Origin of the sequence: Mesorhizobium sp. M0052, assembly GCF_040323255.1 — a bacterium.
Classification (GTDB): Bacteria; Pseudomonadota; Alphaproteobacteria; order Rhizobiales; family Rhizobiaceae; genus Mesorhizobium.
On sequence record NZ_JAMYUS010000028.1, the window covers coordinates 49,504 to 72,503 of the forward strand.

At 59.5% G+C, this 23,000-nt stretch carries 17 protein-coding genes; 12 read left to right on the top strand and 5 right to left on the bottom strand.

Features of this window, described 5'->3' with window-relative positions; translation table 11 throughout:
* The first annotated feature begins 214 nt into the window (after positions 1-214).
* From NKJ77_RS28365 to NKJ77_RS28390, 6 genes are all read left to right on the top strand, one after another.
* Complete coding sequence (locus NKJ77_RS28365) at positions 215-1,195, top strand: glycosyltransferase family 2 protein (protein WP_023781621.1); 981 nt, start codon at positions 215-217, stop codon at positions 1,193-1,195.
* 49 nt (positions 1,196-1,244) lie between these two features.
* Positions 1,245-2,261 carry a glycosyltransferase family 8 protein gene (locus NKJ77_RS28370; protein ID WP_352536124.1) on the top strand — a complete coding sequence of 339 codons (1,017 nt, stop codon included), beginning with the start codon at positions 1,245-1,247 and terminating at the stop codon, positions 2,259-2,261.
* 330 nt (positions 2,262-2,591) lie between these two features.
* A complete protein-coding gene (locus NKJ77_RS28375) occupies positions 2,592-5,966 on the top strand; it encodes a GumC family protein (protein ID WP_352536125.1) in 3,375 nt (1,124 codons plus the stop codon).
* 484 nt (positions 5,967-6,450) lie between these two features.
* Entirely contained in the window at positions 6,451-8,343 is a 1,893-nt protein-coding gene (locus NKJ77_RS28380) for an outer membrane protein assembly factor BamB family protein (protein ID WP_181171470.1), read from the top strand.
* Between the two features lie 198 nt (positions 8,344-8,541).
* Positions 8,542-9,603, top strand: coding sequence for an NAD-dependent epimerase/dehydratase family protein (locus tag NKJ77_RS28385; protein ID WP_352536126.1), 1,062 nt, complete (start codon positions 8,542-8,544; stop codon positions 9,601-9,603).
* A 5-nt stretch (positions 9,604-9,608) separates the two neighbouring features.
* The gene (locus NKJ77_RS28390) at positions 9,609-10,919 is read left to right on the top strand and encodes a DUF4910 domain-containing protein (RefSeq protein WP_352536127.1); all 1,311 of its coding nucleotides are present in this window, start codon (positions 9,609-9,611) and stop codon (positions 10,917-10,919) included.
* On the opposite strand, the gene rfbC is transcribed toward NKJ77_RS28390, so the two are convergent.
* Entirely contained in the window at positions 10,914-11,462 is a 549-nt protein-coding gene (gene rfbC, locus NKJ77_RS28395; protein ID WP_352536128.1) for a dTDP-4-dehydrorhamnose 3,5-epimerase, read from the bottom strand. The two genes, NKJ77_RS28390 and rfbC, sit on opposite strands and share 6 nt — an antisense overlap.
* A gap of 315 nt (positions 11,463-11,777) precedes the next feature.
* Between rfbC and NKJ77_RS28400 the strand changes: the two genes are divergently transcribed.
* Genes NKJ77_RS28400 through NKJ77_RS28410 form a run of 3 tightly spaced genes read left to right on the top strand, consistent with a single transcriptional unit; the run spans position 11,778 to position 14,535 of the window.
* A complete protein-coding gene (locus NKJ77_RS28400; protein WP_352536129.1) occupies positions 11,778-13,073 on the top strand; it encodes a methyltransferase domain-containing protein in 1,296 nt (431 codons plus the stop codon).
* A complete protein-coding gene (locus tag NKJ77_RS28405; RefSeq protein ID WP_352536130.1) occupies positions 13,070-13,885 on the top strand; it encodes a sugar phosphate nucleotidyltransferase in 816 nt (271 codons plus the stop codon). The genes NKJ77_RS28400 and NKJ77_RS28405 overlap by 4 nt, the downstream gene beginning before the upstream one ends.
* Positions 13,882-14,535 carry a PIG-L deacetylase family protein gene (locus tag NKJ77_RS28410; RefSeq protein ID WP_352536131.1) on the top strand — a complete coding sequence of 218 codons (654 nt, stop codon included), beginning with the start codon at positions 13,882-13,884 and terminating at the stop codon, positions 14,533-14,535. The genes NKJ77_RS28405 and NKJ77_RS28410 overlap by 4 nt, the downstream gene beginning before the upstream one ends.
* A 168-nt stretch (positions 14,536-14,703) precedes the next feature.
* Here NKJ77_RS28410 and NKJ77_RS28415 read toward each other — a convergent pair whose 3' ends face one another.
* From NKJ77_RS28415 to NKJ77_RS28425, 3 genes are all read right to left on the bottom strand, one after another.
* Entirely contained in the window at positions 14,704-16,131 is a 1,428-nt protein-coding gene (locus tag NKJ77_RS28415) for a glutamate-1-semialdehyde 2,1-aminomutase (protein ID WP_352536132.1), read from the bottom strand.
* A 562-nt stretch (positions 16,132-16,693) separates the two neighbouring features.
* The gene (locus NKJ77_RS28420; RefSeq protein WP_224720486.1) at positions 16,694-17,368 is read right to left on the bottom strand and encodes a response regulator transcription factor; all 675 of its coding nucleotides are present in this window, start codon (positions 17,366-17,368) and stop codon (positions 16,694-16,696) included.
* A gap of 743 nt (positions 17,369-18,111) precedes the next feature.
* Positions 18,112-18,357, bottom strand: coding sequence for a hypothetical protein (locus NKJ77_RS28425; protein WP_352536133.1), 246 nt, complete (start codon positions 18,355-18,357; stop codon positions 18,112-18,114).
* A gap of 491 nt (positions 18,358-18,848) precedes the next feature.
* Here NKJ77_RS28425 and NKJ77_RS28430 point away from each other — a divergent pair, with 491 nt between their 5' ends.
* A complete protein-coding gene (locus NKJ77_RS28430; protein WP_352536134.1) occupies positions 18,849-19,724 on the top strand; it encodes a hypothetical protein in 876 nt (291 codons plus the stop codon).
* Positions 19,725-19,743: 19 nt separating this feature from the next.
* The gene (locus tag NKJ77_RS28435; RefSeq protein ID WP_352536135.1) at positions 19,744-20,319 is read left to right on the top strand and encodes a hypothetical protein; all 576 of its coding nucleotides are present in this window, start codon (positions 19,744-19,746) and stop codon (positions 20,317-20,319) included.
* Positions 20,320-20,614: 295 nt separating this feature from the next.
* Here the strand turns inward: NKJ77_RS28435 and NKJ77_RS28440 are convergent, their stop codons facing one another.
* Positions 20,615-20,860 carry a DUF6894 family protein gene (locus tag NKJ77_RS28440; RefSeq protein ID WP_352536136.1) on the bottom strand — a complete coding sequence of 82 codons (246 nt, stop codon included), beginning with the start codon at positions 20,858-20,860 and terminating at the stop codon, positions 20,615-20,617.
* A 353-nt stretch (positions 20,861-21,213) separates the two neighbouring features.
* On the opposite strand from NKJ77_RS28440, the gene NKJ77_RS28445 reads away from it, so the two are divergent.
* On the top strand, positions 21,214-22,722 hold the full coding sequence (locus NKJ77_RS28445) for a phosphomannomutase/phosphoglucomutase (RefSeq protein WP_023730062.1): 1,509 nt from the start codon (positions 21,214-21,216) through the stop codon (positions 22,720-22,722).
* Positions 22,723-23,000 lie beyond the last annotated feature (278 nt).

The window sequence follows — 23,000 nt, forward strand, 5'->3', positions numbered from 1 at the left end:
GCCTCCAGGCAATGCGCAACCGGCGTTCATCCGAAAGTTGCGGACCAGGAGTAGGGGCTACATCCATCGTCTGAAGGTCAACAATGACGTCGAAATGCTAGTCTGTTGCGGTCTCACTCGTGCGAGCAACATCATCGATGGAAACAATGCTGAAGAAGCCTATAAGGACGCCAGCGAGCCTGGCAATCCTCATCCTCATCGGAGGTTCTGATTGATGGCCAGCGTCGACATTGTGATCCCTTGCTACAATTATGCGCACTTCCTGCCGCAATGCGTTCAAAGCGTGCTTGTCCAGGGAGTCGAGGATGTCAGGATCGTCATCATCGACAACGCCTCCACCGACGACAGCGTCGAGGTGGCGCATCGGCTGGCGGCGACGGATGACAGGATCGAGGCCATCTGGCATCCGGTGAATGTCGGTTCCCATGCTTCGTTCAACGAAGGCGTGGATTTGGCCCGCGCCGATTATTTCATGATCCTCTGCGCCGATGACTTGCTCATGCCGGGAGCTCTTCGCCTTGGGATGGCGCTCCTCGACCGCTTCAAGGAGGTATCGTTCGTGCTGGGCAAGCACATGGCGCCATGGGTCGGGAACGACCTTCCCACCCTGTCTGCGCAGGCCGACGGCTGGACCCTGACGGATGGCAACCGGCTGATCGAGACCTGCTGCCGGAAGATGAAATTCAACCTGACCGCCCATGCCATGCTCGTGCGGACATCGGTGCAGAAGGCAGTCGGCCACTATCGGCCGTCGGTCCCTCTGCTCGACGACCTGGAGATGGCTCTGCGCCTGGCCCGCTTCGGATCCGTTGCGGAGCTGTCCGTGCCGCTGGCGATAACGCGCGAACACACGACCAATATCTCTCAAGTCATGTGGCAGGACGGGCTCCGCAGACTGCAGGAGTATGAAACCGTGCTGGAGAGCTTCTTTGCTCACGAAGGCAGCACCATGCCCAACGCGCCGGCGCTTCATCGCATGGTCCGGCGCCATCTGGCGGCGGCCGCTTACTGGTCGGCACTATCGCATCTGATAAGGGGCAAGCGCGCGGCCGGCGCCAAACTTTTCAAATTCGGCCGGAGGCTTGACCCGGCCTCCATGTTTCTGCCGCCCATCGGTCATCTGTTCACGGCGGACGGCTCCCTCAAACGTGCGAGACGGGTCATCTTGGAGGTTCTTGGAGCGACGCGCCCTTAGCCGTGTTTCTCGGAATTTTGCAAAGCGCTCAACATCGATTGGGCAATAGATGTCGGATCTGATCGTGACCTTGCCATTTGCCCAACAGAACCAACGCGAAAAAACCCCCGGCAAGGCAGCGGTGGTTCTGGTCACGGACCAGAACTACTTTCTTCCGACGTTCGCAACGGCATTGTCCGCCGATGCCCATACTGGCGGCGACATCTCCATTTATCTGTTCGTCGTCAATGCGAAACAGGCGTGGTTACAGCAATTCGGCGCGGCTGTTTCCGGGACGAAGATATCAATCAAGGCGGCGAGCTTCCCGCAGCTGGCTGAACTCTCCCGATTTCACCGTGACGTCGTTCCCCCGATAGCGCTGGCACGGTTGTGGATCGGCTCGTTGTTGGAAGAGGATATTGGGCGCCTTCTGTACATCGACGGCGACACCATGGTGGACGACGAGCTCGACAGCCTGTTGGCAATTTCGCCGCCCGAGCACGGTCTGATGGCGGTACCGGACTTCATGAGAATTTACATTGATGAAATGAGCCTGTCTAAAGGGAAAGACATAGCCCATCTGAGAGATTTGGGCTGCAGTCCGACGGCATATTTCAATTCAGGCGTAATATATGCATCGAAAAATGCGTGGAATTCCATAGCATCGTCGGCCATCAAGTTTCTGCGTGAGCATCCGGACCGCTGCATCGCGTCCGATCAAAGCGCGCTCAATCACGCGGCGCAGGGAAACGTCTACTTTCTGCCTCTTCGCTACAATTATCAGAGCGAATACATGATGGCGTTGGATCCGCGCGAGCTGGGATTCAAGCCAACGATCTGGCACTTCGTCGGCGCGCCCAAGCCGTGGGACGCACCCGGCTGGCCCTGGGATGAGTATTTCAACAAATTCTATCGCCAGGCGGAGTCGGTGCTGCGAAACTGCAGCGTCACGCTTCCGGTCCCTCCAAAGGCGCAGATAGTTGCGGGTCTTTCCCATCGGGAGCGCAACAGATTTCGCATGAAGTGGGTGTATCCTTGGCGCAGATACACACGCAGGCGAAAGATACTGTCCTTGCTTTCGCAGTGACGCGGCGGCCGTGAACCCGGAGCCGGACGGCGCCATGTCGTCGAAGTAGGTCCATACGATCCGAAAAGAGCCGATGGATAGGCTTATGGAGGTATGGCAATACGGCAAAAGGATAGTGCGCTCAACCTTGTCGCCGCCTCCTACTCCCATTGCCACGCTTGCCGGCCAGGCGTTGTTTCCCGAAAAGTCAGGCATCGGCGCCGCGCCCGGACCGGGACTTTATCGCGGGTGGCCAGCCCAGGAAACTATGACATGCGTGCCGATGCGCGGGGAGCCAGCCATATGAAGGAAACGCAGGGCTGCGGCCGGCTCGGGCGGGCTTGACGACAGATGCAGATCTCGCCTGCCGGTCTCGTTGTCTGCGTGGCGGTGCTGCTGCTGGCCTACTACTACCGGGCGCCTCTGATCGTAGGGCTTATCGCATCGCTGGCTTTCGGCTCAACGGCCCTGATGACGCTCAGTTCGCTGGGCGGATCGTCGCCGCTTATCTACACCTTCTTCGGCGCTCTTCTGCTGATGGGGGTCGCCGCCAGGAGGCGGATCTGGCAGGACCTCGGCGATGTGTTCGGCAAGATCCGGCCCGTATGGGTTCTCATTGGTCTTATGTTTTATGCGGCGGCCGGAGCGTGGCTTTTCCCGCGCCTGTTCGCGGGACAGACCAGCGCGTTCGTCCAATCCACCACGCGCCACGGCGTCGTAGTAGAGGCCTCGCTCGGGCCGGTCTCGTCCAACATCTCGCAAACCGGATATTTCATTCTTGGTGGCCTCACGGTCATCGCCCTCTGCGTCCTGCTCCTCAACAAGGACAGGACAGACGAGATCCGGCGCGGTTTTTTCGTCTGGTGCGTCCTCCATGTGACCATGGGACTGCTCGATTTGGCGGGCAAGTTCGCGGGAGCCGGGGACCTTCTGCTGGTGATCCGGACCGCCAGCTACGCGATGCTCACGGACCAGATCCAGTCGGGTTTCTTCCGCCTTGCCGGAGCGTATTCCGAAGCATCGGCCTTCGGCGGCGCGTCCCTGGCGTGCCTGTCGTTTTGCTACGTCTACTGGCGCAAGACAGGCTCTCGGCTGGCCAGCTGGCTGTCGGCGGCCATGCTGCTGCTGCTGCTGCTTTCCACGTCGTCGACGGCATATGTCGGCTTGGCCGCGCTGAGCCTTCCCGTTGCCTTTTCCCTCGCACGTTCGTTTCTGGCCGGTCGTGTCACTGCCGATGAAATCCTGATCGTCGCGCTCCTGACGATCGGGGTCTGCGCGGTGATGGCGATCATCGTCTACGATGAACGGATCCTCGATCCGGTTATCGACCTCATCGACTCGACCATCATCAGCAAGGGCAGCACGGACTCCGGTCACGAACGGACTTACTGGAACGTCAAGAGCCTCCAGTCCTTCGCCGACACCAGCGGCCTGGGCGTCGGGTTCGGCAGCTCGCGCGCTTCCAGCTGGCCGATTGCCGTCGTCTCGCAGCTCGGCTTCGTCGGCAGCCTGATGATGGCGACGCTCCTGGGCGTGCTGATCCGTGGACTGGGAGGACTGAGGCCCTACGTCGATCGCGAAACGGACGCGGTGGTATCGTCCGTCCGGGCATGCGCCCTGGCAGGAATCGTCGCCGCCTCCATTTCGGGCGGGAGCGCGGATCCCGGCATCGTTTTCTTCATCGCACTCGCCGTCGTCGCCTCGGCCAGGGCGCTCGCCCGCAGGAACAGGCATGCCCGCGAACGGTCGTTGCAGGGATACCAATCCCCGGAACTGATCCATGATCCGGCTGTCGCCAGACATGCGGCGATATCCGGGCAGTGGCCGCCCGCGTCCGGCTGGGAGAATCCCATCGACCGCGAATTCATCGGCCTTTCTGACATTACTGGCTTCCTGAAGCTGTACGCGCGCTCCATCACGGGTTGCCTGGCGGCAGGCATCCTCGCGGCGGGGTTCTACGTCGTGACCACGGACCCGACCTACACGGCGAGCACCCAGATCCTCATCGAGCCGAACCTCGCCAAGCTGCTCCAGCAGCAGCCGCGCGAAGCCAACGTGTCCCTGGATACAGCGCAGATCGAAAGTCGGATCGCCCTCATGAGGTCGGAAAGGACCGCGATGATGGTCATCGACTCACTCAACCTGCGGGACGACGCGACGTTCAATCGGCCGCAAAGTCTTACCTTGGCCGAACGATTTGACCAATTCGGCGCGCTTGTGCTGAAAACGCTGGGCTTGCGGACAAGAGCGGCTGCCGGTGGGTCTGAATCCGCCGGCGCTGGACAACCGCCTTCGGGCAGCGCCGACGGCACGGCGTCCGAGATCGCGGAATTCAGGCGCACTCGCCATACGATGCAGGCCTTTCAGAACGGACTCGACATCCGTCAGCTGGGTGGCTCCTACGCGATCGAAATCTCCTTCAGCTCCCACGACCCCGAATTGTCGGCCAGGGTAGCCAACACCACCGCGAACGCCCTCGTGCTCGAACAGCTGGGGGCCAAGGGAGCGGTGGCCCATGAGGATGGCGCGTGGCTCGATAAACGTCTCGAGGAATTGCGGAGCCAAATGAACAACGCCACGCAGATGGCCCAGGAGTTCCGCGCCCGGCACGACTACAGCGTCGGCAGACCGTCGGGCGACGCGGCGGTCCAGGACAAGGCGATGGAGAATGCGAGCGGCGAGATGCATGAGTCTACGCTCGAAGAACTCGATCTTACCGCGGACATCTACCGCAAGATGTACCGCGACTTCTTGCAGGCGCACACCAGTTCGCTCAACCAGGAAACATATCCGATTGCCGACCTGCGGGTAATCACGCCTGCTTCGCCATCGCCGTCAGCCAGCCATCCGCGACGTTCGCTGATGCTGGCTTTCGGCGCTCTCTTCGGCATCATGGTCGGAGTGGCCCAAGCCTTCATCCGGAACATGTTCGACAAGACCATTCGTTCGCCGCGGCAAGTCCGTGAGGGGCTTGGGCTGGAATGCATGGGCGAGTTGCCGCCGTTCGGACGGAGAGGACGTGGCGGCCGAACGGACGAGGTGACGAATTCTCCATATTCGCCCCTCAGCCACAGCCTAAGACGGGTCAAGACCGCGATCAGCCTCGCCGGCGGCACCCATCCCATGAAATGGCTGGGCATCACATCGACGGCGGAGGACGAGGACAAATGCTTGACGGCGATCAACCTCGCTTCGCTCTACTCGATGTCCGGCAAGCGCGTGCTGCTCCTCGATGCGAACTCCTCTCGTCCGGATCTGACCAGGATGCTGCTGACGGCTTTGCCTGCCGCTGGCGAGCGGGCGGCAGGCCCCATCACGTCGAGCATAGTGTCTGTGCCGAACCGGAAGTTCGATCTGCTTCCATGCTTGTCTTCTAGCGCCGGTGAACTGCTTGTCCCGCAGGCGATGCACGGCGCCCTCGCCGAATTGCAAACGTACGATATTGTCATCGTGGTCCTCCCCTCGTTCGCTTCGGGATCTTCCAAATTGGCGGTCAACCCGGTTCTCGATGGCACAATCCTGGTCGCCGGATGGGGCAGAACCTCCATGGACGTGCTGAATGACCTCGTGCGGTCGATGCGTGCGGGCAGGGCACCGATAGCCGGCGTGTTGATCACCGGGGCTCCCGCAGGGTCTCGAAAGCATCTCGCCGCCTACGGATTGCCCTCGGCAAGCCGGCTTTTCCTGCGCGAACTACCACTCTTGTTGCGTAGGCAATGCGGCTAGGAGCCCATTCGTAGGGCTTAGGGATTACGTCTTCGTGCGGCTACTCCTTTTGCATTTCTTGCGGGCGGGCCCCGCTTGCTGGGAAAGTCCCTTGACATGCACCATCCGTCGACCAACCGTATCGGGACGATAAGGGTGTCTGTCCCTTGACTCCTGTCGGTGGCTGACTGGAAAGGGGTCTCGATGTGACCGCTTCGCTCGCGTGATAACAAGCAAGACAGTAAATGCGCGGCAGACAGGAAAAATGCCGAGATAGATGGCACATTCCGCCAAGAGAAGATGGAAGTTACGATTTTTGTACGCTGCGATGATTTCTGTTTTCATCGCAGTGGTGGGTGGATTTGTGTTATACAATAATATGCCTAAGCCCGAAGATGAGGCGAAAAGTACAAAGATATGGCATTCACTAACCTGGAGAGTCCAGCTCTATACGCGTAAGGTGTTTGGGGGAGTTCCGGACTTGTCCTGGTCGGAGCTTCTTCAGATGACGAACCCTTCGAGCGGGTTCGTTTTGACCACGACGGTGACGGAAGGGCGCTCCCTGGATGCCGCCGTCAGCAATCCTTTTGTCAGTGCGGAGGATCGCGCCAGCGGCGCCGATATATTTCGCAGGAACTGCGCGGCCTGCCACGATGGATCGGGGACACACGCTCCGCTTCTCGACCGGCCACTCAGACACGGCGACAGCGACCTGGCCATCTACAAGGTCGTGCGCGACGGTATTCCCGCAACCTCCATGGCGTCCCACGCCGATCTCCCGTTCGACGACCGTTGGAAGGTCGTAAGCTATATCAGATCGCTCCAGGCCAGGACTTCGGCCACGAGCGACGACAACGCGCCCCATCTTGATATCCGCGTGAAGGGCGACGATCTGATTGCTCCGAATTCGGGCCAATGGTTGACCTATTCGGGTTCGCTGGACGGTCGGCGCTATTCGCCGCTCTCCGAAATCACAAAGGACAATGTGCCCCGGCTTCGTGTCCGCTGGATCAGCCAGCTCGACACCGATGACCGTGTTCTAGAGGCGACGCCGCTTGTCATCGGCGGAGCGCTCTTCACCAGCGTGCCTCCTGCCGGCATCGTTGCCTTCGACACCATATCGGGCAAGGTGATCTGGAAGTACGACAGGCCTTTGCCCGATAATCTGCCGATGTGCTGCGGCAGGGTAAACAGAGGCGTTGCCGTTCTCGGCAGCACGCTGTTCCTGGGCACTTTGGACGGCGTCCTCGTCGCGGTGGATGCCAACACCGGCAAGGAGGTGTGGGAAACCCAGGTAGCCAAGCCCTCCGAAGGTTTCACGATGACCGGGGCGCCTCTGGCCACAAGCAATGCCGTCGTGGTCGGCGTTGCCGGCGGCGAGTTCGGCATTCGCGGATTTCTGGCGGCCTACGATCCCGCGAGCGGCAAGCAGCTGTGGAAATTCAACACCATCCCCGGTCCTGGCGAACCGGGGCACGAGACGTGGAAGAACGACGCCTGGCAAACCGGCGGCGGCCCGACATGGGTGACGGGTAGCTACGATCCATCGCTCGATCTCGTGTACTGGGGCGTGGGCAACCCGGGCCCGGACTATAATGGCGACGTACGCCCCGGCGACAACCTGTACACCAATAGCGCGGTCGCGCTGCATGCGGACACCGGCAAGCTCGCATGGCACTTCCAGTTCACGCCCCATGACGAACACGACTGGGACTCCAACCAGACGCCTATCCTTACCGATCTCACCATCAACGGCGTCAAACGCAAGGTTATTTGCTGGGCAAACAGGAACGGATTCTACTATGTGCTCGACAGGGTCACCGGGGAATTCCTGACCGGCGTGAACTTCGTGGAGCAGAATTGGGCCGATGGCCTGGATCACGCGGGGCGGCCGGTCCTGTCGGCGGGCGCTTCGACCCAGGGGCGCCTCATACGGCCGGGCGGCGGAGGAACGAACTGGCAAAATCCGGCCTTCGACCAAGGCCGAGGGCTGGTCTTCGTGCCGACGACCGAAGGGGCATCGATTTTTACGAAAACCGATCCGGACAATGTCCAACGAGGGGAGGGGGGGCTGTTTGTCGCAAGCGGGGCCGCGTGGGTTTCTCCGCCGGTGCGGGCCGTGCGTGCGCTCGATGCTGCGACTGGCGAGAGGAAATGGGAATTCCGCTCCCCCACGGCAAAGGACTCAGGTTACGGCGGCCTGCTGGCGACCGCCGGCGGGCTGGTTTTCGGCGCCTCCGGAGGGGTGCTGTTCGCGCTCGACTCCGCCTCCGGCCAGGAGCTTTGGCGCGTGCCGCTTGGCGGAGAGACGAGAGCCGCTCCGATCTCGTTCACCGTGGACGGCCGGCAGGCCATCGCGATCGAGGCCGGCCGCGCGCTGTTCGTGTTCGGACCGTAGGACTCGAGCTCCAAAAACACGGTTTCGGCGGTCCCTGAGACAACATCCGAAAGGATTAGGCGCGCACCAACCGAATGACCTATTCGGCGGCAGGGCCTCGTCCAACAGGGCATTCCGACCGCCTATTGGCGTTCTCGCCCAGCTCTTTGAGCCTCGGTAGGCTCTGCACCATCACTATCTGCTTGAGGAAGATGCGCGATGAAAGTCATGGTAACCGGCCATCAAGGCTATATCGGATCGGTGATGGTGCCGATGCTGCTTCGTGCCGGGCATTCGGTGATGGGCTATGACAGCGATCTCTACCGGCGCTGCACCTTTGCCGCTGGGGGCGAGCGGGCTTCAATTCCATCCATCCAAAAGGATGTCAGGGACGTGCATGCGCGCGACCTAGAAGGGTTCGATGCCGTCATACACCTTGCCGCTCTTTCCAATGATCCGCTCTCCGACCTTGATCCGGACATCACCTACGAAATCAACCATAAGGGCAGCGTCCGCTTTGCGAAGGCGGCCAAGGACGCCGGCGTGTCGCGCTTCCTGTTCGCCTCGTCGTGCAGCAATTACGGACAGGCAGGCGACGGGATGGTCGATGAAACTGGCGAACTGAATCCGGTCACGCCCTATGGTTGGTCGAAGGTCCTTTCAGAACGGGATATTTCCGAACTGGCCAGCAGCAGCTTTTCTCCCACCTATTTCCGGCCCGCCACGGCCTATGGGCTCTCGCCGCGGCTCCGTTTCGACATCGTATTGAACAATCTGGTCGCGTGGGCGGTCACCAAAGGCGTCATCCTCCTGAAGTCCGATGGAACACCGTGGCGACCGATTGTCCATATCGAGGACATTTCCAGGGCATTCATTGCCGGGCTGGAGGCGCCCCGCGAGGCCATTCACAATCAAGCCTTTAACGTGGGACGAACCGACCACAATTACAGGATCCGGGACATCGCCGAGATCGTCGCCGAGATCGTGCCCGATTGCCGGCTTGAACTCGCGCCCGACGCCGGACCCGACAAACGCTCCTATCGGGTCAACTTCGACAAGATCGCGCTTGCCCTGCCTGCCTTCAGGCCACAATGGGATGCGCGCAAGGGTGCCGAGCAACTCTACCAGGCATACCGGAAGTCGAATGTCACGCTGGAGGAATTCGAGGGGCCGCGCTTCCAGCGTATCGGCCATATCAGGCATCTGTTGACCAGCGGACTTCTGGACGAGCGGATGCGGGTCGCTGGACTATCCAAGCCATTGGAGGAGGCGCTCGGATAAGCGGGATGGAACACCTGAGCCCCGCCGGGATCGGCCCGCCGGCAACCGGAGTCGGTCACGAAATTTATGCCCTGGCCGAACGTCTGTTTCCCATCTGCCGGAGCATCACGGGAAACGGCGTTCGAGCAACGCTGGATGTCCTGTCACAGCATATCGAGCTGCAACGGCACGAAGTGCCCACCGGGACGCAGCTGTTCGACTGGACCGTTCCAAAGGAATGGAACATACGCTCGGCAACCATCACAGGCCCGGACGGACAGACGGTCCTCGATTTTGCGGATTCCAACCTGCACGTCGTCAACTACAGCTTGCCGTTCAAGGGGATCCTGACGCTCGCCGAGCTGAGGCCGCACATTCATACTCTGCCCGAACAGCCGCAGCTGATCCCCTACCGCACCAGCTATTACGCCCCGACCTGGGGCTTCTGCGAAGCCCATGTGCGTGTGGCCGACCTGCCCGACGGTTTCTACCGTGTGGAGATCGACGCCGAGCTCGAGGACGGCACTCTCACATACGGCGAATACCTGCACCGCGGGGAGAGCGAGCGGGAATTCCTCCTTTCGGCGCACATTTGCCATCCCTCACTTGCCAACGACAACTGTTCGGGCTTGGCGCTGCTGGCAATGCTGGCGAGAAGTCTCAAGGCAAGGAAGACACGATACAGCTACCGCTTCCTATTCGCTCCCGGCACGATCGGCGCGCTCGCGTGGCTGTCGCGCAACGAGGACCGTACATGTCTCATCGACCACGGTCTGGTGCTGTCATGCGTTGGCGATTCAGGAGGCCCGACATACAAGCGCAGCCGCCGCGGGGACGCCTTTATTGACCGAGCCATGTCCCACGTGCTGGAGCGTCGAGCCGGGGCAAAGCTGATGGACTTCTCCCCATACGGGTATGACGAGAGGCAATATTGTTCGCCGGGCTTCAATCTTCCGGTCGGCATGTTCCAGCGAAGCGTCCACGGCACATTTCCCGAATACCACACCTCGGCCGACAATCTTGACTTCATCAGGCCAGAGCATCTCGAGGATTCCTTCCGCATCTTGATGGAGGTGATCGACATTGTCGAAGAGGACTGGACGCCGTTGAACCGCTTGCCCAAGGGCGAGCCGCAGCTCGGCAAACGCGGCCTTTATGCAGCCGTGGGAGGGCAGAAGTCGTCGGGGGCGACGTCGATCTCGCTGCTATGGGTGCTAAACCTCGCCGACGGGCAGCATTCGCTCCTGGCCATGGCGGAGCGCTCGAAGCTGCCCTTCAAGGAACTGGCCGCCGCTGCGAAACTGCTGTTGGAACATGAGCTCCTGGTAGCCTTATGAGGCCGTTACGGTTCGCCGTCTGATAAGGGGCCAGCTTTTGTCCCTTTCCGACATGGCCGTCGGCATCAAGGGCCATCCGATGGACAAGGTGGGGTCATTGTAATGAACGCCGGTCGAAGCGTTGGGCGTATAGAACTGTGATATGAGATACGAGACCTCGGTGCCGTCGGTTAGGGTCTGGAGGCCGTGGGCGAACCCGGCAGGGATATAGAGCTGCTTCATGTTTTCGGAAGTCAGTTCGAAACCGAGCCATTTGTGGCGCGTCGGCGAATTCGGGCGCAGGTCCACGACGACATCAAAAATCGCGCCCCGGACACAGGAGACCAGCTTGACCTCTGCGTAAGGCTCCTCCTGGTAGTGCAGCCCCCTAAGAGTTCCCTTTTTGATCGAATGAGCCCGGCTGTGCTGGACAAAGCGCGTCGCCAGACCACAATCGGCCATCTCCTTCTCACAGAAAAGGCGGGTGAAAGAACCACGGTCGTCAAGCATGGGAGTAGGCTCGATCACCCAGACCCCTTGAAGCTCCGTTTCGGTAAACTGCATGGGTTGACTCCCCGGCGCCGAGTGAGACTGCCGCCTCAATTGTCAGCGTGGCCAGCCCACGCTGTAAGGGCTACCTAAGCCTTAGCTGGCCTCTCCGATAGCGGTACGTGCGGACGACAGCTGACTACCCGTTCGGCGAGCCTGGTATCGGCATCGCCGCCGCCGGCTCGCTATAAGGATTAATGCACCCGACGGATTGGCAAATCGAACCGGAGAGGGCCGGATCCTAACCTGTCATCTGTCTACGGAGGCGCGGCAGACATGGGTTCTGCGTAGCGCCTGCGTTTCCGTTAGACGGCGGATAGGAGCGGGGAAATGAACATTCAGCCTATCGAAACCGTTCGCGGTCACAGTGCGGCAAGCCGGAATGTCGGTTGCAGGCTCTGCGGGTCGCGCCTGCGCCACACCTTGGTCGATCTAGGCATGTCTCCACCTTGCGAAAGCTTCCTGCAGGCCGAGCAGCTTGACCAAATGGAAGCTTACTATCCTCTCAACGTGCTTGTCTGCGACACTTGCTACCTGGTGCAGCTCAAGGAGTATCTAAGCCCCGAGACCATTTTCAGCGAATATGCCTACTTCTCTTCGTTCTCCTCCAGCTGGGTGGCTCATTCGAAAGTGTATTGCGAGGCCATCACCAGCCGGCTTGGGCTTGGCCGTGACAGTCTTGCGGTCGAGCTCGCAAGCAACGATGGTTACCTGCTGCAGCACTTTCTGCCACTGGGCGTTCCTGTACTGGGCGTCGAACCGGCAGCCAATGTTGCGCGCGCCGCGATCGAGAAAGGTGTGCCCACCCGGGTCGACTTCTTCGGGGTTCGGTTGGCAAATCAGATGATGAGCGAAGGACATTGCGCCGACCTCATCATTGGCAACAACGTCCTGGCGCAGGTGCCGGACCTCAATGACTTCGTCGCCGGGATGAGAATCCTTCTCAAACCTCAGGGGGTGGTCACGCTCGAGTTTCCACATATCGAGCGGCTGATGGCGGAGAATCAGTTCGACACCATTTATCATGAGCACTTTTCATACTTCTCGCTGCTGACGGTCGAGCTGATGGCGGCGCGCCACGGATTGCGGCTGATCGACGTCGAGGAGTTGCCCACCCATGGCGGCTCGCTGCGCGTCTATCTCGCCCATGATGGCAGTCGCTGGGGCGTGGATGACAGCGTGGGCAAACTTCTTGCCAGAGAAAAACGCCACGGGCTAACGGAGATGATTACCTATGCCTCCTTCGGTCACAAGGCCCAGCGTGCCAAGCGCGACCTCTTGGCGTTCCTTATCTCGGCCAAAAACGAAGGGAAGAAGATTTGTGGCTACGGCGCTCCAGGTAAGGGCAACACGCTGCTCAATTACTGCGCCATCGGCACCGACTTCCTCGACTTCACGGTCGACCGTAACCCTTACAAGCATGGTCGCTTCACACCGGGGATGCATATCCCGATCAAATCCGTCGAGGCCATCGACGAAGTCCGGCCAGATTACATCCTCATCCTTCCGTGGAACCTGAAGGACGAGATCATCGAACAGATGCGCCATGTCGCCTCCTGGGGTGCAAGGTTTGTGGTCCCAATTCCTTTTGTGGCGGTGATCGATCCATCGGAGTTAGGCAGATGAAAGTTGTCCTCTTCTGCGGCGGTCGCGGAACCCGGATCCGCGACTATTCCGACAGTATACCCAAGCCGATGATCCCGCTTGGCCACCAGCCGATCCTGCGCCACGTGATGCAGTGGTACAGCGATTATGGACATGATGAGTTCGTCTTGTGCCTGGGCTACAAAGCCAATGTCATCAAGGAGTTCTTCCTCAACACACGGCCGCAGACCTTTTCCGATTGCGTGGTCACGCAGGGAGGTCAAGACGTGAAACTGCTCGGCGACCAGGTCAAGGACTGGAGCATTACCCTGCTTGATACCGGGGTCTGGCGCAATATCGGCGAACGCCTCTGGGCGGCAAGGGACCAGGTTAAGAACGAGAAGATGTTCCTGGCCAACTACTCCGATGGTCTGACCAACGTCGATCTCGACGACGTGGTGGCGAAATTCGAATCCAGCGGCAAGATCGGTTGTTTTCTCGCGGTGCGCGCACCACTGACATACCATTTGGCCGATATCGCGGAAGACGGTCGCGTGCGCGAGTTCCGCACAACCGATACCTCTGAGATCTGGATCAACGGCGGCTACTTCCTGTTCCGCCCGCAAATCTTCGACTATATGCGCGATGGCGAGGAGCTGGTTCTGGAACCTTTCAGGCGACTGATCGACGACAACATGCTCATGGCGTACAAACATGATGGCTTCTGGCGATCGATGGATACGCTGCGCGATTGGCAATCGCTCGAAGACATGGTCGAACGGGGCGACATGCCCTGGAATAGAAAAGTTACCGCCGAAAAAACCAGACGCGGTCTGGTAATGGCCGCTTCGTGAGAGGGCTTGGCCTCGCACGTGGCGGGGAGGAACTCTCGATCCTCTGCCTTGGCGCCCATTCCGATGACATCGAGATCGGCGCCGGCGGCACTATCCTTGGTCTGATCGCGTCGGGGGTGAAACTGGATGTCCACTGGTGTGTGCTAAGCGCCGGCGGCCAGCGGTCGGTCGAGGCCCGCGCTTCGGCCGAAGCGTTCCTGAAAGGATCGAAGTCGTCCGTAATCGACATCGCGGATTTCGAGGACAGCTATTTCCCGGCCCATAGCCGGGCGATAAAGCAGCGGTTGATAGATCTAAGATCTCGCGTCCATCCCGAACTGGTGCTGACCCATGCTAGGTTCGATGCCCATCAAGACCACCGGGAGGTCAATCAACTGACCTGGAATGTCTTTCGCGATCATCTTGTGATCGAATACGAGATTCCCAAATGGGATGGCGATCTTTGCCAGCCAAATGCCTACGTGCCGCTCTCTGCCGCAGTGCTGGAACGCAAGATCGAGCTCCTGCAACAGCACTTCGGCACGCAGCGCTCCAAGGACTGGTTCGACCGTGACACATTCGCGGGGCTGGCGAGATTGCGCGGGATGGAGTGCAGGGCCCCGGAACATTTCGCCGAGGCGTTTACACTCAGAAAAGCCAGACTTCTTTAGCGGATTTTCCGTCCCGATTTGCTTGAGGCTTGTCTGAGCCAAGGGGGCACATGGTTCCTGGGGAAGACTACGGTCGGGCTTTGCCTTCAGGAGCCATCCTCGACGTGGTTGGCGATCTTCGCACGACACTTTTGGGACACCACGCTCTGCCAGATCGGGGTCACCGGCTCATGAAGTGGATACGAGCCGGCGGGTTTCTGATTGCCGTTTGGTCTGACTGCTCGCTGGCCGGGGGTTCTGTGAGACCGCCGGTATCTGAGCCTGTGCATCGCCATTGTTGAAGCGACGAAACACGATCTGAGATGGGCGGCCGACCAAAAATTGGCTTGCTCCCGAATCCAGGGCCTTCGCGTACACGCCCAGAGCACCATCGACGGCGTCTATGGTTTTTATGACGGCCGCGTCGTCATGCGTGTAGCTGACGACGAGAGATGGCATGAGGACACCACGCTTGATCGTCTCCTGCAGGAACAGGGAACGGTATGTCTGTGAGGACTTGCCGTCCTGGTCAAGCGTAGCGTAGGCGAGACAACTGGGACGGCCGACAACTTTGAAGTGCCGATCCAGTCCATGGCGTCTGGAAACCTCCGTGATGCCTTCCTTCAATTTCGTTCCCTGACGGTGCAGGTGTTCGATGACGGACTGGTCCCGATAAGTCCGCATGGTCGCGATTGCCGCGGCCAGCGCATGGGTTTCCGCCCCATGAGTGGTCGACAACAGAAACACCCGCGGGCGGTCCGTATGCTCGAGCCCACCGAGCCGCATATATTCGCGTTTGCCTGCCAGGGCCGAGACCGAAAATCCGTTGCCCAGGGCCTTGCCGAATGTAGACAAGTCCGGTTCGATGCCATAGAGCCTTTGTGCTCCCGCTGCATGCCACCTGAACCCGGTGATCATTTCGTCGAGAATGAACAGCGCACCATTTTCCCGGCAAAGACGCTGGACATTATGCAGGAAGCCGTCGGCCGGATCGTCGCCACGGGAAGGTTCCAGGATCAGGGCGGCTACCTTACCCGGGTGCCTGTCGAACAAATCCTTGACACTAGCGATGTCGTTGTACCGGAAAGTAAGGGTCAGGTTTTGAACTGCTTCTGGAATTCCCGCGTTCATCGGTGTGGTCCCGATGAACCAATCGTCTGTCGAAAAGAAAGGGTGGTCGGCGCAGCACGCGACGAAATCGCGACCCGTGTAGGCGCGGGCAAGGCGGACGGCGCCTGACGTCGCGTCCGATCCGTCCTTGCAGAATTTTACCATCTGCGCGCCGACGAGTTCAAGGAACGTTTCGGCGCAGTCAACTTCGATTCTTGCGGGGCGCGTGAAGTTGGCTCCGCCGGCGAGCGCCGCCTCCACCGCCCTGAGCACCGTTGGGTATGCATGCCCCAGCCCGACGGAACGGTTGCCCATGCCGTATTCGATGTACTGGTTTCCATCGACATCCCAGACGTGGCACCCCAGACCACGTTCGATAAAGCCCGGCGCGAGAACGGGATACTGATCCTCGCCTTTCGCGTAGGTGTGGCTGCCGCCTGGGATCAGCTCACGGCCACGTTCTTGAAGGCGTCCCGATTTGCGAAAACAGAGGCTTTGCTCAGGCATGCGGACTGCTCCAGTTCGGCAGAAAGTCTAGATGTCTGAGCCTGGATTTTCGCGTTCTCCATAAGATCACCGGTTTAGCACTTATGGTGGATGGTTGGCGCGATTGTGGGGTCCTGTGCGGCAAACGCGCCAACTGACAAGCAGCATCAAGGCGCAAGCGAATGAGTTCGCGCAGCGTTGCCTCCGGCCGGGAGCAGCTAATCCTGCGTAGGTTGGTTGAACTAGGCTCAACGCTGGAACCTGGGGGAACAGTCCGGCGTGTGCGAAACGCCGGGGAGCATTGCGCCGCGGCTGTTGCGAAGTACGACCCCCTGACCCCGGACATCCCGGAAATTCGAGGCGATCCTGCCAAATGGCCGTCCCTCACGTGATCACGCCATTCACAGGAAATAATCTTATGATAAACAGCTAGCAGCGGTCGATTCCCCTGGGGTGTAGCCGCTCAGAATGAAGCCCGCCCGGTTCGCTACCGTGGCGGGCTTTTCGTTGACCGCGCCCCGCTTGGTGCGTTCGCATATAAGATTGCGATCGTACATTGAGGGAAGGCGGCTTGTGATTGCGATCACCGTTCAGCCGCAGCTCCTTCCGCGAAGAGATCATTGACCTTGTATGCGACTTCCGTGCGGTTGGTCGCCTTGAGCTTTTTCATGATGTTGCGGATGTGCACCTTCACCGTACTTTCGCGCAGGTTCAGTTCAAAGGCGATGATCTTGTTCGCCTTGCCGCGTCGGAGCGCCTGCGCGACCTCAGCCTGCCTGAGCGTGAACATGCCGGTCAAAGGCGCATCACGGCTGCCTGAATCGATCAGGTGCCGCATAGAAAGAACGCTACTTGCCGGAACGAAGATGCCTCCCGCTGCCGCAAGATTGATTGCCTCGACACAGACATCGATCCCTACAGAGGTTGGAATGTAGCCACGCGCGCCACATTCGAGAGCCGTCAGTATCTGTGCGAGGTCTTCGGTGTCCGCCAAAATCACTACGGGCACCGACTTGAACTCGCTCGAAATTCGCCTGATCTGGTCCGCGATACCCTGGTCGGTGACTTTCCGGCCACCTAGGTTGAAGAGAATGGCTGCAAGGGTCATCCCCTCTTTGGCGCGCCATTCGGCAATCGATCCCATCGCCTCGACGGCCATGCCGAGATCGTGGTCTTCCAGCGCCGATGCGAGACATTCGCGGTCGAGCGCCCTTCCGTCCAGGATGAGCAGACATTCCCTGCCTGCTCGTTGCACCATTCCCGCTCCGCCCGACGGGATTTCTGCCTGATCTGCAGAAGTATATTTATGCAGTCCTACTGTGGAGCCCATACTCTTACCCACCCTTTTTCCACGCGACCCGCCCTGCGGCGGCCAATTAGCCCCTCACTCTTCAGTTCCTTCAGAAATTGAAAAATAGCGCCCACCATTTGGGAGCTTCAGCTGGAATTTGCCCAGCCTTGCACCCACTGCTGTTCCCTGTTCCCAACCCCAACCAGAACAACCTGAGCTTATGGGCTATTTATGAGCCAGCGCTAACTTAGATTAACATTTGGTTAAATTTATGAATCTGCGAAAAACACTAACGGCTAGCCCCGCCGCGGGCGCTACCGTTTTAGGTAAACATGCGAGCTGGCCAGTCGATGGATGGTGTGGAGCGCTGAATACCGCACGACATCGCAACGCTCTGAAGGTGAACCCATCCGAAGACGGCTGGCCTCGGCGGTCCTCATCCCGTAGGCGTAGCCGAGGACTACCCTTTCCGGCAGTCAAAAGCCATGCATCCCAATGCATCGCTTGACTGCATAGGCGCCGGCACTGTCTTCTAAGCGCCTGCTTCGCGCAACGCTCAGCGAAAGGACCTCGTAGGGCAGCTCCCCGGCGCTACTTGGACGCTGTGGCAAATGCCAGCTCGTTTGGTTGGGAAGGGCAGGGCAAATCGGCCAGCATCCCTTGCGGACAGGTCCGAAGCAGCACACGGTGCCGCACTTACCCCGACAGAGCTACGCTTTGTATAGCTCGGGCTCAGGCGGCCCCTGGGGGTCACTTTCGGTCAGCCAAGATGAGTCCAGAACAGTTCCGGCATTCTGGACATCGGCTTCGAAGGCGTCGATCAACCTTTTGGCGGCTTTGTTGGCGATATGACCCTCAGGGTAGGTGGCCTTCACGGCCCGTGCAGACTCGTAAACTTCCTTGAGTTTCCTAACCTGCTTGAGCCCTAACGCGCGATATACTCCCTGGCTGGTCATATCGCATCTCCTCCCTTGTAATGGAATTCTCCGCTGCCCTGCCTACTATGCGTCTGCATTGACAGAGAGTTTCCTGGCTGAAAGCAAAAAACTGCGTGCGACTGTAGTAAGGTGGTCGGTTTCCCGGGTCGAGGCGTTCTTTAGGGGGCCCGCCGGAACCAGGGCTTAGCCATTCGCGGGAGGGTACGACCCGCTTCGCGCCTCCGTCGCAGACCTGTTTGTTCTCGAATTGTGCTCCGGTGCATGTTTTGGCGCGACTTTGATGGGGATATTCGATCACTCAACCCCAAGCGCTTTTGAGCGCACCACCACCTTGATTATCAAGGCCACGGAAGTGACGTGGGGACGAGCATTGGCGCGCTCTACCGTCGCCGGTGGAAGGCTACCCCCTTTGACTCACTTGCTCAGGACATCCAGCTGTCGAAAGATTAGCGATCGGACAGCTCGCTGTATCCGCGTCACAGGGCCAAACCAAGCGGGAACTCGTCGGCATGCAGGTGTCTCTGCCGGGACTGCTAATATGCGCGGCTATTTTGGTCGTTGCCTACTATTTGAGGGGGATGCTGATCATCTGCTTGATCGCTTCCCAGGCTTTCGGCGCGACGGCCGTCATGACACTGACCTTTCTGGGCGGGTCATCTCCATTGATCTATACCATGTTCGCGGCCTTGCTTGTCACGACCGTCGCTGCAAGACGTCGTATATGGCTTGATCTTGGACTCGTGTTCGGAAGCATCCGGACGGTCTGGATCCTGACAAGCCTCATGCTGTACGCAATCATCGGATCATGGTTGTTTCCGAGATTCTTTGCAGGACAGACCGCCGTATTCGTGCAGTCCAAGACCCGCGGCATAGTCATAGAAGATTCCTTCGCGCCGGTTTCCGGCAACATTTCTCAGACCGGCTATTTCGTCCTTGGTGGACTCGCCGCAATAGCGCTTTGCGCCCTGCTGCTGCACTCCGACCGGATCGACCAGGTCCGGCGCGGCTTCTTCTTGTGGTGCGGCCTCCACACGGGGATGGGAGTCTTCGATTACATCAGCAAGACCGTGGGCGCAGGAGACCTGCTGGCCCCCATCAGAACCGCCAACTACGCGATCATATCGAACGCGACGGAGGCCGGATTCGTGTGGATCACCGGAGCTTTTTTCGGAGGCCTCTTCATTCGCCAGCGTTTCCCTCGCCTGCCTGGCATTCTGCTACAGCTACGGGAGAAGGACGAAATCACCGCTGGCCAAATGGCTGGCTGCCATCCTGCTCTTCCTGTCCATTCTGTCGACTTCATCGACCGCCTATGTCGGGCTGATACTGCTATGCATCCCGGCTGCTTTGTCGATGCTGGCCTCGGTCCTGAGGGGAAATGTTGAGGGCGAAGAGATCCTCATAATGGCACTCATGGTGTTGGGCGGGACTGCCATATTGGGCATAAGTCTTTACAAGGCCGAGGCGTTTGACCCGTTCGTCAGGCTGATCAACAGCACCATCATCAACAAAGCGGATTCCGGCTCAGGCCATGAACGCACCTATTGGAATGTAAAGAGCCTGCAGTCTTTTCTCGTTACCAGCGGACTGGGTGTGGGGTTCGGCAGCTCAAGAGCATCGAGTTGGCCGATTGCTGTTCTTTCCCAGCTGGGCTTGATCGGGTCGCTGATGATGGGGGGCCTGCTGTGTGTCCTGGCTAGGGGGCTGGGGGCGGTTCGGCAGTGGGTGGATCCAGAAACAGACGCGGTCGTGGCTAGCGTCAGGAATGCTGCCCTTGCAAGCATAATTGCCATGTCGGTGTCGGGCGGCAGCGCTGATCCAGGCATCCTCTTTTTCATTGCACTTGCAGTCGTTTGCGCCACGAGAGCAGTGCTCGGCGCGGCATGGTCGAACGAAACGCGCCGGCGTCGGGCCACAGCACGGTTAGCGTCGTGTACTCAGGTTCAGCCGAATTGGCTTCGCGGCGGCAAAGGTTCCTAGCGATGTGCCAGGGGTCTGTTCTGTTCAATGTCGACGGCAATTAACGGACGGCCGCCCGGCTCGAACGCCATATCCCTGCCGCGCCGTTTGCCTCGAGGAGAAGAAGGGCTGCCGCCAAACCGCATTAGAAGCGTGGTACTGCTTGGGCATCGGCGGCCAAAGCGGCGGCCAACGTGGTCATGTCGCTGGATCAGGAGGGCCGGCTACTCCGGTCGAGAAGCGCGGCGTGAATTTTACATCTAAAGTGATCGGTGCCGTAACGCGAGGGCCATCCCAAGGAGCGAAGTAGCCAGAGTTATTGGGAGGTTTCGAAGACTTTTATGCTGCAGTCGATATTTGCTTCCATGACGGGTCGACGGCTCTCGTCAGAAACAGTTACCGAAATTTTGCTTTGAAGTTCGCCCTGAACTTCGTCCTGTGCCATGGCGACCAGCATTCTAACTGCGTCTACCCGGGCCTCAAGCGCCCCATCGTAGTGGGTGCCCTCTGTGTCGGGAGAATGGGATTTGCCGTCCCGGACATCGAAGAAAAACAGCGGCATTTTGCGTCCGTGCTTAATAACAAAGTGCTCGTCAGAGCAGAAGGTTTGCGTCTGGGCCACGGCTGTTTAAGGCATTCTTCGGCAGCATTCTAGCAACCGCAGATGGTCAATTGGACGCGGCTGTGGAGAACTCGACTCGGGGCGATCACAAAATATTAAAAACGATAATGGCCGGCAGAAAACACGACGTCGCGAGCCGCTAGAGGGCGGCGATCCAGTCGTTAGCCGACAACAACGCTCGCCGGGCCACCGTGTCGCGAAAGGGTCAACCAAACTGATAGGTAGGCCTGAAGATCGGTTCTGGTAAGCTACCGCCTCGCCAACCGCATTTGTGTCGTTCGGAGTTTCCTGTCTTGCCTCTGAATTTTGTGGACGAAGCCCGGCCCAACACGTTCGAATTTGAAACCTCGGCGTTGATCAAGGCGTCCGGGTTTAGGGAATATGATGCGCGCTGGTGGTTTGGCCAGGTCGCGCCCGAACTTAACCTGATCGGCGTCCAGGCGCTTGGTATGGGGCTCGGCACTCTGATCCGCCGTCTCGGCGCTGGACCCGAGATCATCACCGGGCATGATTTCCGGTCGTATTCGCTGTCTATCAAGCTGGCACTCGTCTCCGGGTTGATGGCCGCTGGCGCCAAGGTGAGGGACATCGGTCTAGCCTTGTCGCCGATGGCGTATTTCGCCCAGTTCGCGCTCGACACGCAGTCGGTCGCCATGGTCACCGCCTCGCACAATCAAAACGGCTGGACCGGCGTCAAGATGGGTGCGGCGCGGCCGTTGACCTTCGGTCCCGAGGAGATGACCGCGCTGAAGACAATTGTCCTGGCCCGCGACTTCGATCTTCTTGGCGGCGGCTCCTATGATTTCGTTTCCGATTTCCGAGAAACCTATCTTGACGATCTGACCCGGGACAAGCGTATCTCGAAGAAGCTCAAGGTCGTAGTCGCCTGTGGCAATGGCACTGCCGGCGCCTTTGCGCCTGAAGCGCTGGAACGGATCGGCTGCGAGGTGGTTCCGCTCGATGTCGAACTCGATCATAGCTTTCCAAACTACAATCCAAACCCCGAAGACATGCAGATGCTGCACGCTATCAAGGACAAGGTGCTGAAGAGCGGCGCCGATCTTGGGCTGGGTTTCGATGGCGATGGCGACCGCTGCGGCGTTGTCGACAATGAGGGCAACGAAATCTTCGCGGACAAGGTCGGTGTGATGCTCGCGCGGGATATTTCGCTGCTCTATCCCGGGTCGACCTTCGTCGTCGACGTCAAGTCCACCGGCCTGTTCCGCACGGATAACGTATTGCTAGCCAATGGTGCGGTCACCGATTACTGGAAGACCGGGCACTCCTACATCAAGCGTCGTGTCGCCGAGCTAGGGGCCGTTGCAGGCTTCGAAAAATCCGGGCATTTCTTCTTCAACCCGCCTGTCGGTCGCGGTTACGACGATGGGCTGATCACTGCCATCGCCATTTGCCAAATGCTCGATCGCAGCCCCAGCAGTTCGATGGCCGACCTTTACCGCACGCTGCCGCTGACCTTCGGTACGCCAACCATGTCGCCGCACTGCGCGGACGACGTGAAGTATGGCGTCGTGGAGCGGGTGGTTTCTGAGTTCCAGACTATGAAGCGGGACGATGCGACCTTCGCCGGCCAGAAGATCGCTGATCTGATCACCATAAACGGCGTGCGCCTCGTCGCCGAGGATGGCACCTGGGGGTTGGTGCGTGCGTCATCGAACAAGCCTGAGCTTGTCGTGGTTGTTGAAAGCCCGGTTTCATCGCTGCGCCGCCGGGAGATGTTCGAGGCCGTCAACGCCGTGCTGCTCCGCAGTCCGGAAGTGGGCGCCTACAACCAGACTTTCTGAGAAGGCGTAAGGAGCCAGGCTGGGACTTGGGCGCACTTTTCTGCCTGATCGATCGGGACTGTGGGGTCTTGCAATTCTCGCAGTCCAGTGCGCGCTCTGGTGAAGCTCGCGGCGCCAAAGGTGTACCGTGGTGGGTCACCTGCGTGTGGCCCAGTAATTGCGTAGCCTATCCCGGCGTCCGGTGAAATCTTGGCCGCCGCTGGGAGACCCACCGTGATCGGATACACACCGCAGTTCGGCTGCAATAGGTGCAAACTTCCTCTTGTCGGCGATGAGAC

Bases quoted from the DNA above. Each gene is read 5' to 3' on its own strand.
- rfbC (WP_352536128.1), bottom strand. From the start codon at position 11,462: ATGCAGTTTACCGAAACGGAGCTTCAAGGGGTCTGGGTGATCGAGCCT.
- NKJ77_RS28405 (WP_352536130.1), top strand. From the start codon at position 13,070: ATGAAAGTTGTCCTCTTCTGCGGCGGTCGCGGAACCCGGATCCGCGAC.
- NKJ77_RS28430 (WP_352536134.1), top strand. From the start codon at position 18,849: ATGCAGGTGTCTCTGCCGGGACTGCTAATATGCGCGGCTATTTTGGTC.
- NKJ77_RS28415 (WP_352536132.1), bottom strand. From the start codon at position 16,131: ATGCCTGAGCAAAGCCTCTGTTTTCGCAAATCGGGACGCCTTCAAGAA.
- NKJ77_RS28435 (WP_352536135.1), top strand. From the start codon at position 19,744: ATGGCACTCATGGTGTTGGGCGGGACTGCCATATTGGGCATAAGTCTT.
- NKJ77_RS28365 (WP_023781621.1), top strand. From the start codon at position 215: ATGGCCAGCGTCGACATTGTGATCCCTTGCTACAATTATGCGCACTTC.
- NKJ77_RS28385 (WP_352536126.1), top strand. From the start codon at position 8,542: ATGAAAGTCATGGTAACCGGCCATCAAGGCTATATCGGATCGGTGATG.
- NKJ77_RS28380 (WP_181171470.1), top strand. From the start codon at position 6,451: ATGACGAACCCTTCGAGCGGGTTCGTTTTGACCACGACGGTGACGGAA.
- NKJ77_RS28400 (WP_352536129.1), top strand. From the start codon at position 11,778: ATGAACATTCAGCCTATCGAAACCGTTCGCGGTCACAGTGCGGCAAGC.
- NKJ77_RS28375 (WP_352536125.1), top strand. From the start codon at position 2,592: ATGCAGATCTCGCCTGCCGGTCTCGTTGTCTGCGTGGCGGTGCTGCTG.
- NKJ77_RS28425 (WP_352536133.1), bottom strand. From the start codon at position 18,357: ATGACCAGCCAGGGAGTATATCGCGCGTTAGGGCTCAAGCAGGTTAGG.
- NKJ77_RS28390 (WP_352536127.1), top strand. From the start codon at position 9,609: ATGGAACACCTGAGCCCCGCCGGGATCGGCCCGCCGGCAACCGGAGTC.
- NKJ77_RS28420 (WP_224720486.1), bottom strand. From the start codon at position 17,368: ATGGTGCAACGAGCAGGCAGGGAATGTCTGCTCATCCTGGACGGAAGG.
- NKJ77_RS28370 (WP_352536124.1), top strand. From the start codon at position 1,245: ATGTCGGATCTGATCGTGACCTTGCCATTTGCCCAACAGAACCAACGC.
- NKJ77_RS28440 (WP_352536136.1), bottom strand. From the start codon at position 20,860: ATGCCGCTGTTTTTCTTCGATGTCCGGGACGGCAAATCCCATTCTCCC.